General features: G+C 70.8%; 15 protein-coding genes and 1 tRNA gene. 4 read left to right on the top strand and 12 right to left on the bottom strand.

The genetic code is table 11. The features are described 5' to 3' along the window. Positions 1-4: 4 nt before the first annotated feature. Together NOSIN_RS23090 and NOSIN_RS23095 are read right to left on the bottom strand one after the other, a co-directional pair. The gene (locus NOSIN_RS23090) at positions 5-739 is read right to left on the bottom strand and encodes an AlkZ-related protein (protein ID WP_077692747.1); all 735 of its coding nucleotides are present in this window, start codon (positions 737-739) and stop codon (positions 5-7) included. Next, entirely contained in the window at positions 736-2,391 is a 1,656-nt protein-coding gene (locus NOSIN_RS23095) for an amidohydrolase (RefSeq protein ID WP_170293606.1), read from the bottom strand. Before NOSIN_RS23095 ends, NOSIN_RS23090 begins: the two co-directional genes overlap by 4 nt. A gap of 64 nt (positions 2,392-2,455) precedes the next feature. Between NOSIN_RS23095 and NOSIN_RS28060 the strand changes: the two genes are divergently transcribed. Then, entirely contained in the window at positions 2,456-2,587 is a 132-nt protein-coding gene (locus tag NOSIN_RS28060) for a hypothetical protein (RefSeq protein WP_255528189.1), read from the top strand. A 40-nt stretch (positions 2,588-2,627) separates the two neighbouring features. Here the strand turns inward: NOSIN_RS28060 and NOSIN_RS23105 are convergent, their stop codons facing one another. The 4 genes from NOSIN_RS23105 to NOSIN_RS23120 all read right to left on the bottom strand — a co-directional run bounded on the left by NOSIN_RS23105 (position 2,628) and on the right by NOSIN_RS23120 (position 5,160). After that, positions 2,628-2,921, bottom strand: a complete 294-nt coding sequence (locus NOSIN_RS23105; RefSeq protein ID WP_143832983.1) for a hypothetical protein — start codon at positions 2,919-2,921, stop codon at positions 2,628-2,630. Positions 2,922-3,060: 139 nt separating this feature from the next. Beyond that, a complete protein-coding gene (locus tag NOSIN_RS28225) occupies positions 3,061-4,143 on the bottom strand; it encodes a tyrosine-type recombinase/integrase (protein ID WP_077692750.1) in 1,083 nt (360 codons plus the stop codon). A 204-nt stretch (positions 4,144-4,347) separates the two neighbouring features. After that, positions 4,348-4,434 (bottom strand) — tRNA-Ser (locus NOSIN_RS23115). Between the two features lie 198 nt (positions 4,435-4,632). Further along, a complete protein-coding gene (locus tag NOSIN_RS23120) occupies positions 4,633-5,160 on the bottom strand; it encodes a SigE family RNA polymerase sigma factor (RefSeq protein WP_077692751.1) in 528 nt (175 codons plus the stop codon). Between the two features lie 509 nt (positions 5,161-5,669). Between NOSIN_RS23120 and NOSIN_RS23125 the strand changes: the two genes are divergently transcribed. Then, a complete protein-coding gene (locus NOSIN_RS23125; protein WP_077692752.1) occupies positions 5,670-6,638 on the top strand; it encodes a hypothetical protein in 969 nt (322 codons plus the stop codon). A gap of 9 nt (positions 6,639-6,647) precedes the next feature. Beyond that, positions 6,648-7,661 carry a MauE/DoxX family redox-associated membrane protein gene (locus NOSIN_RS23130; RefSeq protein WP_077693735.1) on the top strand — a complete coding sequence of 338 codons (1,014 nt, stop codon included), beginning with the start codon at positions 6,648-6,650 and terminating at the stop codon, positions 7,659-7,661. Between the two features lie 74 nt (positions 7,662-7,735). Here the strand turns inward: NOSIN_RS23130 and NOSIN_RS23135 are convergent, their stop codons facing one another. Then, complete coding sequence (locus NOSIN_RS23135; RefSeq protein ID WP_077692753.1) at positions 7,736-8,392, bottom strand: hypothetical protein; 657 nt, start codon at positions 8,390-8,392, stop codon at positions 7,736-7,738. Between the two features lie 222 nt (positions 8,393-8,614). Between NOSIN_RS23135 and hisC the strand changes: the two genes are divergently transcribed. Then, a complete protein-coding gene (hisC, locus tag NOSIN_RS23140) occupies positions 8,615-9,697 on the top strand; it encodes a histidinol-phosphate transaminase (protein WP_077692754.1) in 1,083 nt (360 codons plus the stop codon). Positions 9,698-9,792: 95 nt separating this feature from the next. Here hisC and NOSIN_RS23145 read toward each other — a convergent pair whose 3' ends face one another. The 5 genes from NOSIN_RS23145 to purD form a co-directional block, all read right to left on the bottom strand. Beyond that, complete coding sequence (locus NOSIN_RS23145; RefSeq protein WP_227014491.1) at positions 9,793-10,362, bottom strand: hypothetical protein; 570 nt, start codon at positions 10,360-10,362, stop codon at positions 9,793-9,795. Positions 10,363-10,564: 202 nt separating this feature from the next. Continuing rightward, entirely contained in the window at positions 10,565-11,830 is a 1,266-nt protein-coding gene (locus NOSIN_RS23150; RefSeq protein WP_077692756.1) for a transcriptional regulator, read from the bottom strand. Positions 11,831-12,081: 251 nt separating this feature from the next. Next, positions 12,082-13,377 carry a UDP-N-acetylglucosamine 1-carboxyvinyltransferase gene (murA, locus tag NOSIN_RS23155; RefSeq protein ID WP_077692757.1) on the bottom strand — a complete coding sequence of 432 codons (1,296 nt, stop codon included), beginning with the start codon at positions 13,375-13,377 and terminating at the stop codon, positions 12,082-12,084. A gap of 369 nt (positions 13,378-13,746) precedes the next feature. Further along, on the bottom strand, positions 13,747-14,652 hold the full coding sequence (locus NOSIN_RS23160) for a phosphoribosylaminoimidazolesuccinocarboxamide synthase (protein WP_077692758.1): 906 nt from the start codon (positions 14,650-14,652) through the stop codon (positions 13,747-13,749). Between the two features lie 87 nt (positions 14,653-14,739). Then, positions 14,740-15,990, bottom strand: coding sequence for a phosphoribosylamine--glycine ligase (gene purD / locus NOSIN_RS23165; protein WP_077692759.1), 1,251 nt, complete (start codon positions 15,988-15,990; stop codon positions 14,740-14,742). Positions 15,991-16,009 lie beyond the last annotated feature (19 nt).

Raw genomic sequence — 16,009 nt, forward strand, 5'->3', positions numbered from 1 at the left:
CCCATCAGGACCCTTCGTCGGCCCGCCGCAGGGCACGGTGGGCTCTGTCGCGGTCCCAACGGAAGGCCCGCTGAAGTTCGCGCGGGGACGCCTGGACCATGGTGTCCAGAAACCGGGCGGCGGCGGAGGCGTCCCGCTCCTCCCGGTCGCCGTCCCCGGGCACGTCGAAGACGCGGGCGGTCAACTCGATCACCGAGGCGGGCCACCCGGGGCCCGAGTCATTGATTCCGTACCCGGTGACCAGCAGGGACCGGCCGAGTTCGGCCACGAGCCGATCGAAATCCCTACCCCTCATCCCGAGCGCGGACCGTGCCGCCCGGGTGGTCATCGGCCCCTCCAGGAGCAGCATCTCGGCCAGGTTCCGGGCACCTGGGCTCAGGTGCCCGCAACGTGTGAAGTCGTCCGGTTCGCCCGGGTACTCGTAGAGGTCGGCCAACAGGTCCGGGCTCAGTAGGGTCTGCCTGCTCCCGAGGAGCCGGCCGAGCCAGGCCTTGCCCTGGGCGGGCAGGGAGTCCTTCCATGTCCACATCGCCTCGAAGTCCTCTCCCATGCCCGAGGGCAGCACCTTGGCGTCGTCGTCGCGGGAGATCTCCCGCAGACAGGGATAGGTGGGGCGGTCGCCGCCGAAGAGCACCGCGAATCCCACGTCCTGGACGAACGCCTGGGCTTCGTCGATGGTGCGGATGATCGGCCGGTCACACCACCAACGGCTCAACCGTGCTTCGAGAAGATCGCTCATGCCAACTCCTGGAGAGGGTCGTGTACGGGAACGCCTCCGACCAGGGTCAGGTCGGCGCGGGCATCCTCCCACCCGTGTGCGTCGCGGGTGAGGACGTTACGGTCCAGAACGGTCAGGTCGGCGAGGGCACCTCTGCGGAGGGTTCCGGGCACACCGGTGACATGCGCGGCACCGGAGGTGTAAGCGCGCAGGATGTCGCGCGGGGATAGCCGTTCGGCCGGGTTGAGCACACGGTTGGCGTCCTCTGGCCCGAGCCAGGGCGCACTGGACAGGGAGGGGCGCCGTGTCACTGCGACGTACATCCCCCACACCGGGTTGGGGCTGCTGACCGGCCAGTCGCTGCCTGCGGCCAGGCGAGCACCGTGCCCGGCCAGGCTCGCCAAGGGGTACTGGCGCTCGATGCGGTCAGTGCCGATCAGCGGACCGAACACCTCGCGCGTGGCGGGGATTTCCGCCGCCCAGAGCGGTTGCACGACGGCGGTGACGCCGAGCTCGGCGAAGCGTCCGAGGTCGGCGGGAGCAACGAGTTGCACGTGGGCGATCCGGTGCCCGGGGGAGTGCCGGGGAACGCGGGCCTTGGCAGCTGCGACCGCGTCCAGGCACTCACGCACGGCTCGATCGCCGACCGCATGGAAATGCACGGACAGCCCAACGTTCTGGAGGGCTGTGACCGCTGATGCGAGCTCCTCTGAGGTGAGTCGGCCACCCCCGCTGTCACGGCCGTTCACGTAGGGAGCGATCAGGGCGGCCCAACCATTCTCGCAGATCCCGTCCTGCATGATCTTGACGGTGTCCGCGCGCAGGCCCACCCGCTGCGCCATCTTCGCCCGGTGGAGCAGCGTGCCGACTTGTTCGGTGCCACGCTCTGGATCCCACCACAGGGCGAGTGAGACCCGTCCGGTCAGCGCCCCAGCACCAGCCAGTTCGAGATAGGCGGGCAACGGGTCAGCCAAACCGAGGTAGGGACCGACCAGGGCGTCCTGCCAGGCTGTAACACCGTACTCGTGGAGCCCACGCTGGGCTGCGAGGAGGGCGGAGCGGACGTGGCCTGGCTCCAACTCCGGCAGCAGACAGGAGACAAGGTCGGCGGCGGTCTCCTGGAGGAGCCCCGACGGATGGCCAAGGGGATCGCGCACGATCCGGCCGTGCGCTGGGTCCGGGGTCTTGGAAGTGATTCCGGCCCGGTCCAGCGCGGCGCTATTCACCCAAGCGTCGTGCAGATCCGCGCCGAGGAGGTACACCGGGCGGTCGGGCACGGCCAAGTCGAGGAGCTCGGCGGTCGGGTGCCCTTCGGGGAAGAGGCTGGACGTCCAGCCACCGCCCACGATCCACGACTTCTCCGGGTTGTCCTCGGCGTACGTGCGGACCAACTTCAGTACCTGTTCTCGGTCGGCGGCGGGACGGAGGTCGCACCACGTCTCGAGGATCCCGGCAGCGAGGGGGTGGACGTGCGCGTCCTGCAAGCCGGGGCAGAGGAGCCGCCCCTGGAGGTCGACGATCCGGGTTCCGCCGTCGGCGCGCGCTCGTAGGTCCGCCGACGTGCCGATTCCGGTGACCAGACCATCAGAGACAGCTAAAGAGTCCGCGTCCGGTAAGCGGTCGAGGCCGTCGAACACCGTTCCGCCGACGAACAACAGGTCGGTGCGTTCCACGAAAGTTCTCCTCAACTGCGCTCTGCCGAAGTTCACCAACTACCTGCACGACGGCGATCACACAGTGGATCACCTCGTTGATGTGACCGTGCTGCTCACCAGCGAGTGGATCTGTCAACGATCCGCCGACCAGCTCGGCCCCGAGCAACTGAGCAAGGCTTGGCACGCGCACCACACCTGGCGAAAGCCCAGGTAGGACCAGACCTCGCAACGGACCTTTGCAAGGCTTGGCCCTATCAGCGGCCGGATCGGGCCCAACTGGTGGTGGCTTTCTGGACTCTGTCCTCAGAGAAAGCCTCCTCGAGGACAGCGAATGCGGTGGCGCGCAGCTCCTGAATCCACATCTGTCCCGCTGCGTTGTTGGGAGCACCCACGTTCACCTCGGTGGTGACACTCCGCACCATTCCGTCACTGGCCTGAACGAAAAAGAACAAGGCGTACGATGCCGGCTTTCTACGGTGGAGGATCGAATCCTCCATCCCCAGGAGCAACTTGAGGTGCATGGCGATCTTCTCGGTGACGGTAGTCACGGCTGACGCTGTGCTCTTCGGCGACACGATCCCAAAACGGGGCGTGTGTGTCTTCTGCGTCAGGTGCGGGAAGCATCACGAGGAGCTTGATCAAGCGGTTAGCGTGCTGTGAGTCAGTGATGTCGACGATGGGCGCCTTTCACTGCGGCGGGCAGGGCGCCGTCACGCTACAGCTGATCCCAGACGTGTGGAGGGCGAAGGCCGCAACTGGCCACCCGCTACCGAGATCAGGCCGACGTGACACAGCACATGGCGGTGAACAGCAGCCGGGCCCATGGGCTGACCTCAACGCTCCCACAGAGGGCCTCCATCGAAGGATCATCATGGCCATGACCGTGGTGATCTGCCGCGACCGCTCAACGGCTCCATGGACCGTCCACGCTGAAGGGTGCGTCTCCTGGGGCCGAACCGGCACGGTCACACGTGCGGAAGGCTTTGTCCTGGGACAGGAGGTGCGTGTCCACCGAGCACTGCTGCCCATCGGGGTCCAGGCGGGTTCACGGCCCAGGAGGGTGAAGACCGCTTCCGCGGCCTGGCGGTCGTTGTAGGGCATCGCGTTCGTGTGGACGTCAGCGGTGAAGGCAGGGCTGCTGTGCCCGAGCGTCTCGGAGATGATCCTCATGTCCGCGCCCGCGGCCGACGTGAGGCTCGCGGCGCGGTGCCGAAGGCCGTGGAACCGGATGGGCGGCAGACCGGTCTCGTCCGACAGGTGGAGGACGCGCTCCCGCGGGGTGTGGCGGCTGACCCGCTTGTCCCACGATCGGTGAAGACCAGCCCGGTGTGCGTCCACAGCAGACCACTCCCATCGCGCTCGCGCCGCTGGGCGTGGCGCCAGTGGCGCAGGGCCACGACGTTGGCCACCATGTTCTGAGCGCCCAGGACCAGGTAGAGAGCCTGTAGGTGCGGGGGGTCCTCGCCGCGCGGCTTGGCGCTCAGCCGGGCTCGTCCCCAGGAGTTCAGAGCCAACCTCCTCCGGCGATCCTGGAATAGCGACCGGTGTTCGGGCCAGGCGCCCGACTGACCAGCCATGGTGCACCTGGCCCGCCTCAGGGCCGTCCCAGTCGCTTCGGCGTCTCTGCCCGGGCCGAACGGTCGGCGGTTCCACGCCCGCGCAGCATGGGCGCAGGTGCTCCTCGTCGTGCCCTCTGCCGCTGCGAAGTCGCCCGGATCTGGGCCAGGTCTGGCCTGGGTCGAGGCTCTGGAGGACTGGAAGCCACCGCATGCCTTCGGTGGAGCCTCTCGGTCCCAAGCTGCTCGTGGGAGTCGTTCTCGCGGCTCGGAGGCCGGGGAACGGCGGATCGTGGGCATCCGGCGTGCGTGGCTGGCACGGATCCTGCGCCGGCCGGTCCCCGAACGTCGACCCCCGAACATGAAGAAGACCTGGGGCCTCTCTCGCTTGCGCGACGAGAAGCCCCAGGTCCGAGCGCGGAGGATATGGGATTTGAACCCATGAGGGGGTTGCCCCCCAACCGCATTAGCAGTGCGGCGCCATAGGCCTCTAGGCGAATCCTCCCGGCTTGGACAAGCCTACAGACACCACGGACCGTTGCGCAAAGCGAATGTCCGTGTGAACGCTCCGACCGGCGCAGCCGCCGCCGGGCGTGCGGCCGTACCGCCGACGCGGTCGGGCGGAGTGGCCGGATCCCCGCGAGCGGAGGACTCCACCCCGCAGGGCGCCCGGAGTGGCCGGAATCACCCGGGAGGCACCGGGTCAGCCGAGGGTGCGCTCGATGATGAGGTCGGCGTCCAGGCGCAGTTTCTCCACGGCCCGCGACAGCGTGCTCTTGACCGTCCCCAGGGTCACCCCCATCCGCTGGGCGATCTGCGCCTCGGTGAGGTCGTCGTAGTAGCGCAGCACCACCGTGGTCCGCTGCCGGTCGGGCAGGCGGTCGATGGCGCGCTTCACCACGTCGGCCAGGTCGCTGCGCCAGGTGGGGTCGTCCACGCGCTGCTCGGGGATCTCGTCGGTCGGGTAGACGTCCAGCCGGTTGCGGCGCCACTCGGAGATCTGGGTGTTCACCATGGCCCGGCGCACGTACCCGTCGATGGCCTTCGGGTTGGTGATCCGGTCCCAGGAGAGGAAGGTCTTGACGAGAGCCGCCTGGAGCAGGTCCTCGGCGTCGGCGTGGTTGTTCGTGAGAGACCTGGCCATCCGCAGCAGGGCCGGGCCGCGCTCGGCCACGTAGCGGCTGAACTCGTCGTACCTGGGAGTCCGGGTCGTTCCCGTCACGCCGACCACCGACTTTCACGGGCGCTGCGTGTGCTTTCGTCGCGTTCCTCCCTCCTAACTCTCACACAGCGAGCGCAAACATCCAGGCACCTGTGTCCCACGTGCTGACAAACCGCGCAACGGTTGCCGGACCGGGTTCCCCGCCGCTTCCCCGGGCACGGCCGGGGGCCCGGGCGGACGGGGGCGTGCCGGCCCCGGGCGATTCGGAGGTGGCCGGGGCCGCGATGTTCTGGGGCTGCTTGTACATATTTGTGTCTCTTTCAAGATCTCTAGGGTCTATGCGTGGCTTTATGGGCACAGACTGTGGTGAGGCAATCGCACCTCGTGCCGGACGGGAGGACCGGTCCACACGGGGCTCCGCACCGACGGTCCTCAGCGCCGGACACGCGGCGCGGTCCCGGCGCACCGCCGACGCGGACCGCCGCGTGCGGCACACGCAGGCGTGCCGGCGGTGTGCGGACCGATCGAAGCAGCGGGAGCGAGAAGACGGGTCGTGTTGCGAGGGAGGCTCAGCCGACATGTCGGTGACGGACGACAGGCGGGACCGCAGGAGGTTCACCTCCACGGTGCTCGGCCCCCGGAGCGCACCCGAGCCCACACCCCTCGGGCACGGTGTCGTGCGCGGCGTGGTCGTCGATGCGAGCTCCGGCGTGCTCTGCCTGGCCGTCCCCGGCGGCGAGGAGCGGCTCGCGTACGACCACACCACCTCGTTCTGGCGCGGCGGCGAGGTCGGTCCGGGAGGGCTCCGGACCGGCGACGACGCCGTGGTGCTCGGGGCGCCCGGCGGCCGCCCCGCCGCCGAGCGCGTGTGGGCCCAGGCCGCCCGCGCCACGGGCGTCATCGTCGACCGTGGCACCGACACCCTGGAGATCGACCCCGGCCACGGGCGTCCCCGCCTGACCGTCGTCATCCCCCGCCGAAGCTCGGGCCGGATCTCCGTCCGCCACCCGAGGCTGGAGCCGGGCTACGTCTTCGACGCGGTCGGCGTCTGGTCGGAGGGGGCCGTGTGGGCGTCGCGCCCCGCCACCGCACAGCCGCCCCACCCGCTCGCCGCCACACCGCACAGGCCGCCCGCGCACCGGTACGCCTCCACACTGCGCGGTACCGCCACCTGGTACGACCCGGCCTGGGGGCGCTCCCCCCACCTGGACCCGGGCGCCCGTGTCGACGGGGTCGCCTACCCGGCGCTCGACCCCGTCGGCCACGACGCCGCGTGCGACCGGCGCGCTCCCTGTGTCCCGCTGCCGCTGCTGTCCGTCGGCGCCGCGGTGAGCCTGCGCAACGACTGCACCCGGGAAGCGGCCGTGCTCCCGGTCCTCGACTGCGCCGCCGCCGACAGCTGGCTGTGCGACCTGTGCCCCGCCTGCGGCGGCCGGGGCGCCGGGCGGATCGCCTCCCTCACCATGAACGGCTTCGTCGCCCTGGGCGGGCGGCTGGAGGACGGCTGCTTCGACGCGACCGTCACCGTCCACGACGGGGAGGGATGACCCATGCCCATGCTGCCGGAGATCGTCGAGGCGGCCCGCGAGGTCCAGCTACCGCTCCTGGCGGTGCTGCTCCTGCTCGGGGCCGCGGCCAAGACCACCAGGAGGGCGGCCGACACGGGCCTGGCCGTCCTGGTGCCCGAACGCCTGCGCCGCACGTCCACGGTCGGTACGGGTCTGCTGGAAGCCGCGCTGGCGGTCGGCCTGCTGACCGTGGCAGGACTCCCCGGTGAGGTGGTGCGCACACTCACCGCGGTCGTGTTCGCCGTCTCGGTGGTGGTCCTGGTGCTGGTCCGCAGGCGCGACCCGGAGGCGGGCTGCGGCTGTTTCGGCGGGCTGAGCCGGATCCCGGTCGGCTGGCGCGCGCTGACCCGGGCCGGGCTGCTGTCGGCCGCCGCCCTGACCACGCTCGGGCTGGAGCCCGCCGGATGGCAGGTGGTCGCCTCGGCCGCGCCGCCGCACGCCGGAGTGCTGGGCGCGCAACTCCTGCTCCTGGCACTGCTCAGCCCCGAGCTGCGTGACGTGGCCGCGCGCTCCCTCCGCCGGGAGCCGTGCGAGCTGCGCGACGTCTCGCTGCGCCACACCATGAGGGTGCTGCGCCGCAGCGAGGTGTGGCGTACCAACATGCCGGCGGCGACGGGGTCCGAACCCGACGACGTGTGGCGCCAGGGCTGCTGGCGGCTCCTGCGCTACGACGCGACACGTCACGGACGGCGCATGGACGTGGTGTACGCGGTCAGGGTCGACGGCAGGCGCGACACGGCCGTGCGCGCGGTTCTGATCGACCGCGGCAGCGGAGCGGTGGTCGCCTCCTTCGGGGCGGTCGCCCGGACGGCCCTGCCCAGCCCGCCGCGCAGACTGCCCCGCCCGCGCCAGGCGGCCAGGCAGGAGGCGGGACGGTACGACGCGGCCAGGGCGGCACGGACCCTGCGGACCGCGAGGGCGCACCCCGCCGGGAGCAGTCCGGGCGTGCACGGCCTGGACGGCCGGGACCCGGACGGGCGCGAGTCCACGCCGGCCGGATGAGCACCCGGCCCGACGCCCGGGGCCGGCCCGCGCCCGGTGTCCGGTCCGGTGCCGGTCCCTGAGCCCGCGTCCTTCTAACCGAGCATCTGCCGCTGCCTCTCGACGGCGGCCTCGCTGAACTCCACGAGCATCTTCTCGTAGTCCTCCAGCTCACCGGCTCCGAGGATGGACGTGGTGCCGACGAGGCCGCCGTTGCGGTACATGAGGCTGAACATACGGCTCTCCTCCCCTTCCGTCCGCACATCGATGGCGTAGGCCCGCGACTCGTCGCCGACCCGCGGTACGTCCTCCAGGTCGCGCACCCCGTAGTGGGAGGAGCTCCCGTCCTCGTGGGTGGCGGTGTACTCGTCGCAGCTCTCCGGCGGTTTCGTGGACAGGGCCTCCGCGGCGGTCTCCTCGTCCACCCGCACCAGCATGTGCGTCACCGAGCCCTGGTCCCACTCGTAGGCGGCCACCGACGCGGGCGCCTCGTGTACGCCCTCCAGGCTGCCCCACCGGTTGGCGGCGTCCAGGCACTCGGGCTTGTCGAGCTGGGTGGAGGCCCGCACCTTCTCGCTGTACTCCACTGTGGCAAGCTCGGAGTAGGTACCGTTCTCGCTGCTCTCGGACATGAGCGTGGCGTCGCGGACGTGCAGGGGTTGGGCCTCGTGCAGTGCGGCCGCGGCATCGGCGTCGGATTCATCGGCCTGGTCGCTTCCGCCGCCACCGCACGCGCTCAACAGGATCGTCATGGGTAGGGCCACGGGAAGAACCAGTGACCGGACGATCCCCCGAGGCTCTCCCACCCGGGAGCTCGGACCAGTAGCGATTCGGGTCGAGCTGGCGGAACAGGGACGCAAGCGCATGGTGATATCTCCTCGTTTGTGCGATATTTCCGCTGGGAGCGGTGGCCCACCCGGACGCGATATTGCTGAACGTGTCGAGGGGTTAGCACAAAGTATTGAGGAAGGACAATGGTGTCGGAGTCGAAATCGCCATATCTGCGGTCGGTGCTGGAGAGCATCCCGCCCTACAAACCGGGCCTGAAGGTCGTCGGGCCCAACGGGCGTTCGATCAAGCTGTCCTCCAACGAGAGCCCCCACGGGCCGCTCCCGTCGGTGCGCGAGGCCATCGCCCGGGCAGCGGAGGAGCTGAACCGCTATCCGGACCCGGGCGCCGAGGAGCTCGTCTCCGTGCTCGCCCGGCGCCTGGACGTCCCCGAGGAGCACATCGCCCTCGGCGCCGGCTCGGTGGGCGTGCTCCAGCAGCTGCTCGAAGCGGTCGGTGAGCCCGGAGCCGAGGTCGTCTACGCGTGGCGCTCCTTCGAGGCCTACCCCCTGCTCGTCGAACTGACGGGGGCCGCCTCCGTCCGGGTGCCGCTCAAGGACGAGACGCACGACCTGGACGCGATCGCGGACGCGGTCACCGAGAACACCCGCATGGTGCTCGTGTGCAACCCGAACAACCCGACCGGTACCACGGTGCGCGAGGAGGAGCTGGTCGCCTTCCTGGACCGGATCCCCGAGAGCGTCCTGGTGGTCCTGGACGAGGCGTACCACGAGTACGTGCGCGACCCGCAGGTGCCCGACGGCGTCTCCCTGTACCGCGACCGGCCCAACGTCGCCGTGCTGCGCACCTTCTCCAAGGCCTACGGGCTCGCCGCCGTGCGCCTGGGCTTCCTCGTGGGGCACCCGCATGTGGCCGGCGCCGTCCGCAAGACCCTCGTGCCGTTCGCGGTGAACCACCTCGCCCAGGCGGCGGGAGTCGCCTCCGTCGGGGCCGAGGAGGAGCTGCTGGAGCGCGTGGCGGACACGGTCAAGGAGCGTGAGCGCGTCCGGGACGCGCTCATCGCCTCCGGGTGGACGGTTCCGCCGACCGAGGCCAACTTCGTGTGGCTGAGGGTGGGCGAGGACACGAACGACTTCGCCGCCGAGTGCGCGAAGGTGGGCGTCTCGGTGCGCCCGTTCGCCGGCGAGGGCGCCCGGGTGAGCCTGGGGACCCCCGAGGAGAACGACGTGTTCCTGTCCGTCGCCACCTCCTACGACAAGCGCCGTTAGCTCCTCCGGCGCCCGGCGCCGACGGGGCGGTCGTCCACAGGCTGTGGACGGACGGGCGGGACGCCGGGCCGGAGCCCACCGCGCCGGCCCGGCGCTCACCACCCGGCGGCGTCCACGACCCTCCCGGCGACCTCCTCGACGGTGAGGCCGTCCGTGGCCACGCGCACGGTCCCCGCGGGCGCCTCCGCGTCCAGGTGGACGGCCGCGCGCAGGCTGCGCTCGATGTGGGGGAGCAGTTGCGAGCCGGTCTCGCGTACGGCCAGCCGCGCGCGCACGGTGTCCTCGCCCGCGGTGAGCAGTACACGGGTGGCTCCGACGTCCCCGCCGCCCATGGCGCGGCGGAGCATGTCCTCCGCCAGGACGCTGACGGTGTTCGTGTAGATCAGGCGGTGGTGCCCGAGCTCCGCGTAGTTCGCCCAGACCGCGGTGACGTTGCGTTCGGTGATCGCCGCCCGGTGGGGGTCGCCGGGCGGGGCCGGGTGGACCTGGTCCATGTAGTCGCCCTCAAGGACGCAGTGCGCGGTCCCGCGCCGCTTGAGGATCTCGGAGACCTCCCACCCGACCGCGGTCTTGCCGGTTCCCGAGCCTCCGCCGATGAGGAGCAGCCGTTTCCGTGTGCCGTCGTCGTCCGCGCCGTCGCCCATGCGCGCCAGCCTGACAGGCAAGGGCCTCCGGGTCACCTGGTTATCCACAGCCTGTGGACGGCCCCGGCCCGCCGCACGCCGGTTCCGCCCGGCCGCTCCGGTCCCGCCTCGGGCCCACGCGGACCTCCACGGCACACATGAGAACGGGGGCGCCCCCTCGGGAGCACCCCCGTCCGTCGCGTCCACGCGGTTCGCACAGGTCCACGGCCAACACCGTCCGCGGCTACTTACCGGCTGCGTCCTTGTCCAGTTTCTCCACGATCAGCCGGTACAGCTGGCGGGGGCGGCCCGGCTGGAGGGTCCGGTTGGGCGGCAGCGGCCACGCCAACCCCTCCTCCACCAGGGTCCGCAGCAGCCGGCGCGCGGTCCGGGAGGTGACCCCGAGCATCCGCCCGGCGTTCTCCGCGTCGACGACCAGCGGCCCGTCCTCCTCGGCGATCTTCTCCGAGAGCCGGACCAGCGTCTCGCGCCCCTTGGTCCGCAGCGGCTCGGAGGACTGCCGTGCGGGTGCGCGCTGGGCGGGCACCAGGGAACGGCCCTCGCGGTCCACCGCGAAGCTCTGACGCGACGCCTGAGCGCGGTTCAGGGCCGCCCTGGCGTGCGCCTCGGCGTCCTGTGTGGTCCGGCCCATGCCGATCCCGACCTCGATCGCGATCCCGAGCTCCGCCTTGATCCGTTCCACGAACGGCGGCTGCCGGAAGCCCTCGGTCGCGGTCACGAGCGAGCCCCGGGTCGCCGTCACCATGAACGAGTGGTCGTCCAGACGGTGTGCCGTGGCGTTGATCCGGTGCGCCTCCTGGAGCAGTAGCCGGTGCAGCGACAGACGCAGCTCGTCACGCCAGTACCGGGGGGTCGAACGCCTTGTCGAGTCGCGCAGGGTGGGCACGTCCACCACCACGACGCCCAGCTGCGCCTCCTCCAGCCGGTGGTGCGCCCCCAGCAGACCCGCGGTCTGCAGGGCGCTGCGCACACCCGCGTTGGTCGGCCGCAGCCGGACCACCGGCACGCCGATGGCCTCCAGGCGCTCGGCGACCCCGCGTACGCAGGTGATCGCCATCCTGGTGGCCTTGCGACGCCACAGGCCCTCGTGGAAGGACGTCAGCTGCGCGGTGTTGGTGAGCTCCTCGTGCACGTGGATACCGTCCACGGGCAGGTCGACCTCGGAGTAGGCCTCGACCACGTCGGCGCGGCTGAGCACGTCCAGACTGGCTCTGGTCGGGTCGTAGCGCTCGTCCAGGGTCGCTCGGAGCAGGGCCTCGTGCAGGCTCGCCCCTCCGAGGGGCACGAAGGTGGCGGGCATGGTCAGCACACCGGCCTTGCGTGCGAACTCGTAGGGGACAGGGCTGGCGAACAGATACGCGTCGATCGCCGAACCCAGCCTGACGACCTTGTCCGTCGCCTCTTGCTCATCTCGGTACGCGGCGGCGATGAGTCTGGCGTTGAGGGGCCCTGTGGACCCCGGGCCCATGAGCATGACCCGTTCGACCACCTCATGGGGTCCTATGACGCCGATCGTCAAATCGCCAGTACGCTGGGCACTCACCTCGGGTTGCTCCCCGCTACCATTCCACGCTCTTCACTATGTGCGCCCACTGGTTTCCCGACCCGATCTCTGTCACGGCATGATTGCCGAGATCGTACCCATTGTGCGGGGCCTAAGAAGATCGTTTTCCATATCAACGCCGAAAGCCCGGGTGGGAGACGGGCCCCCACCCCGGCTTGAACTGCGCTTTCGGCTCCCTACGAGACGGTGACGCGCTCCACGTCACCGCCTAGCGCGGCGAGCCGAGACGCGAACTGAGCGTGACCGCGGTCCACCAGATAACCAGGCGCCACGATTGTCTCACCTTCGGCGACCAGTCCGGCGAGGACCAGGGCCGCACCGGTGCGCAGGTCGTGTGCGATGACCTCGGCGCCGCGCAGGTTGGTGGTCCCGTGCACGATCGCGCGGGTGCCCTCCACCTCGATCTTGGCACCCATCTTGGTGAGCTCGTCGGCCAGGGCGAACCGGCCGTCGTAGATGGCCTCGTGGATGTAGCTCTCACCGTCGGCCAGGGTGGCCAGGGCCATCAGCGGCGACTGCAGGTCGGTGGCGAAGCCCGGGAAGGGCGAGGTGACGGCGTTGATGGGGCGCAGCGGCACCGAGGGGTCGCGCTGGACGTGCAGGACCGCGCCCTCCTGGGAGAAGCCCACGCCCATCTGCTCGAGTTTCCAGCGGGCCACGCCCAGGTGCTCCAGCTGGGCGCCCACGAGGCTCACCTCGCCGCCGGTGGCGGCGACGGTCATCGCGAACACGCCGGCGTCGATGCGGTCGGCCATGATGGTGTGCTCGACGGCCGTGAGCTGCTCGACGCCCTCGACGGTGATGAAGCCCGTGCCGCCGCCGCTGATCTTGGCGCCCATGGCGCTCAGGAACTCGATGACGTCGAGGACCTCGGGCTCCAGGGCCGCGTGCTCGATCACGGTGGTGCCGGGGGCCAGGACCGCGGCCATGATCAGGTTCTCGGTACCCGTGTGGGACGGGGTGTCCAGGTAGAGGCGGCCACCGCGGAGGTTGCTGGCCTCGACGTTGATGTGGTTGCGCTCGGTGTCCTCGGTGACCTCGGCACCCAGGCGCGCGAAGCCCCGGTAGTGGAAGTCCAGGTTGCGGCTGCCCAGGTTGCATCCGCCGACGCCCTCGATGCGGGCGTGGCCGGTGCGGTGCATCAGCGCGGGGACGAAGAGCACGGAACCGCGGAAACGGGCCGCGATGTCGGCGGGCAGGACGGCGCGCTCGGGGTCGTTGAGCTTGGAGGCGTCGATGACGACGGTTCGCTCGGCCTCATGGAACTCGACCTTGGCGCCCACGTGTTCGGCGAGCTCGAGAGCTCGGTAGACGTCCTCGATAACCGGAACGTTCCGCAACACCGTACGGCCCCTGGCCGCGAGTAGGGCGGCCCCGATCATCGGCAGGACGGCGTTCTTCGCGCCTTGGATGAACGCCGTTCCACTGAGGGGGCGTCCGCCGCGGACGCGGTAACGAACCTCCTGGCCCATGCTCATGTGCTCCTTTGTGAGGCAGATGTGAAAAAAAGGTCACCCTCGTCGGGCTTCGCCTGTATTGGACGCGGATTTCCCCTGGAACGTTGCGACCATCGTGCGTGTGACCTGCGCGGCCAGTGAAACGGTGTGCGCGACGACTCTATAGCACTCGCCTGCGTGTACCGATCCAGAGCGTGGTATACCCGCGAATCGCGGATGGAGTCCCGTCAAACGACCACAGGGGTATTCGCCGGCGGGAAAAACCAGGGCTGCCGCACGCGTGGGTGTACGCCGGTACCGGCGCTGCGCACAACGTCAACCACCATACGCGCTCCTGGACACGAAACGGCGACCGCGTGCGCCGAATCACTCCCGGGCGGTGTTTCACAGGGCGGGTTCGTCCCCGGTCAGGCGCTCGTAGATCTCCACGTACCGGTCGAGGGTGTGCTGCACCACGTGCTCGGGCAGCTCCGGCGGCGGGGTCTCCGACGCCCGGTCCCATCCGGACTCGGGCGAGCGCAGCCAGTCCCGCAGCACCTGCTTGTCGAAGGAGGGCTGCGGCCGTCCGGGGGCCCACGCGTCGGCGGGCCAGTAGCGGGAGGAGTCGGGCGTGAACACCTCGTCGGCCAGCACCAGGTTCCCCTCCCCGTCCCGCCCGTACTCGAACTTGGTGTCGGCGAGGATGATGCCGCGCTCCCGCGCGATCTCCCGGCCGCGCCCGTACACCCGCAGCGTGAGGTCGCGCAGGTCGGCGGCCAGCTTCTCGCCGTGCGCGGCGGCGACGGCCTCGAAGGAGACGTTCTCGTCGTGGTCGCCCACCTCGGCCTTGGTCGCCGGGGTGAAGATCGGCTCGGGCAGCTCGGAACCGTCGACCAGCCCGTCGGGGAGTGCGATCCCGCACACGGTGCCGTCCGCCCGGTACTCCTCCAGACCGGATCCGGTGAGGTAGCCGCGCGCCACGCACTCCACGGGCACCATGTCCAGCCTGCGGCACACCAGCGTCCTTCCGGCCCAGTCGGCGGGAGCGCCCTCGGGCAGGGCGTCGGACACGACGTGGTCGGGCACCAGGTCGCCCAGCCGGTCGAACCACCACAGGGACAGCTGGGTGAGCAGCCGTCCCTTGCCCGGGATCTCGGTGGGCAGCACCCAGTCGTAGGCCGACACCCGGTCGCTGGCGACCATCACCAGCGCGCCGTCGGCCGCGGCGTACAGATCGCGCACCTTGCCGGTGTGCAGGTGGGTGAGCCCCTCGACCTGGACGGGTTCGGGCTTGACGACGAAACCGCTCACGGGTCCGTACCTTTCTGGGAGTTCGGTCCTGGCCGTCCGCAGGGTCGGAGGGGCCGGGGCACGCCCGCTCGCGGGTGCGCCCGTCCGCTACAGCTCGGCGGCGGCCCGCTCGGCGATGTCGGTGCGGTAGAAGGAGCCGCGCAGCTCGATCCGGGACGCCGCGTCGTAGGCCCGGGCGCGGGCCTGGCGCAGGTCGGCGCCGGTGCCGACCACGTTGAGCACCCGGCCGCCGTTGGACTTGACGCCGCTCGTGCCCTCCCAGGCGGTGCCCGCGTGCAGCACGTACGCGCCGTCCAGCGCGTTCGCCGTGTCCAGCCCGCCGATGACGTCGCCCCTGACCGGGTCGCCCGGGTAGCTCTCGGCGGCGATCACCACGGTGACCGCCGCGCCCTTCTTCCACTGCAGGGAGCCGATGTTCTTCAGACCGCCGGTGTCGGTGGCCTGGAGGACCGCGCCGATCGGGGTCGCCAGCCGGTCCAGGACCACCTGGGTCTCCGGGTCGCCGAACCGGGCGTTGAACTCCACCACGCGCGGGCCCTGGGACGTGAGCGCCAGACCCACGTACAGCAGCCCCTGGTAGCGCTTGCCGCGCCGGTTCATCTCCACCAGGGTCGGCCGCACGACCGACCCCATGATCTCGTCCACCAGGCCCGCCGGGGCCCAGGGCAGCGGCGCGTAGGCGCCCATGCCGCCCGTGTTGGGCCCCTGGTCGCCGTCGTAGGCGCGCTTGAAGTCCTGCGCGGGCAGCAGCGGCAGCGCGTGCAGGCCGTCGCTCAGCACGAAGAGGGACACCTCCGGGCCGTCGAGGAACTCCTCGATGACCACGCGGCCGCACTCGCGCGCGTGCCGCTCGGCGAGCGCGCGGTCCTCGGTCACCACGACGCCCTTGCCCGCGGCCAGGCCGTCGTTCTTGACCACGTACGGGGTGCCGAACTCGTCCAGCGCCTCGGACACCTGGCCGGCCGTCTTGCACACCCGTGCCCTGGCGGTGGGCACCCCGGCGGTCTCCATGACCTCCTTGGCGAAGGCCTTGGATCCCTCCAGCCGCGCGGCCTCCTGGTCGGGGCCGAACACCGGGATGCCGCGGTCGCGCAGGGCGTCCGCCACACCGGCGACCAGCGGCGCCTCCGGGCCGATCACGACCAGCTCGGCGCGGATGCGCGCGGCCAGTTCGGTCACGGCCAGGCCGTCGGTCACGTTGATGACGTGGTTCTCGGCCAGCTCCGAGATACCGGGGTTACCGGGGGCGCTGTGGATGCTGGTGACGCCCGGGTCCAGGGACAGCGCGCGGACGAGGGCGTGCTCGCGGCCTCCGCCGCCGAGAACGAGGGCTTTCACTACAGGGGGCCTCTTCGTG

This window comes from Nocardiopsis sinuspersici, assembly GCF_001998325.1.
GTDB classification, from domain to species: Bacteria; Actinomycetota; Actinomycetes; order Streptosporangiales; family Streptosporangiaceae; genus Nocardiopsis; species Nocardiopsis sinuspersici.

What these genes read in the sequence shown, in the direction of transcription:
- NOSIN_RS23090 (WP_077692747.1), bottom strand. Translation starts at nt 739, where the DNA reads ATGAGCGATCTTCTCGAAGCACGGTTGAGCCGTTGGTGGTGTGACCGG.
- NOSIN_RS28225 (WP_077692750.1), bottom strand. Translation starts at nt 4,143, where the DNA reads ATGCGGTGGCTTCCAGTCCTCCAGAGCCTCGACCCAGGCCAGACCTGG.
- NOSIN_RS23125 (WP_077692752.1), top strand. Translation starts at nt 5,670, where the DNA reads ATGTCGGTGACGGACGACAGGCGGGACCGCAGGAGGTTCACCTCCACG.
- NOSIN_RS23130 (WP_077693735.1), top strand. Translation starts at nt 6,648, where the DNA reads ATGCTGCCGGAGATCGTCGAGGCGGCCCGCGAGGTCCAGCTACCGCTC.
- NOSIN_RS23135 (WP_077692753.1), bottom strand. Translation starts at nt 8,392, where the DNA reads ATGACGATCCTGTTGAGCGCGTGCGGTGGCGGCGGAAGCGACCAGGCC.
- hisC (WP_077692754.1), top strand. Translation starts at nt 8,615, where the DNA reads ATGGTGTCGGAGTCGAAATCGCCATATCTGCGGTCGGTGCTGGAGAGC.
- murA (WP_077692757.1), bottom strand. Translation starts at nt 13,377, where the DNA reads ATGGGCCAGGAGGTTCGTTACCGCGTCCGCGGCGGACGCCCCCTCAGT.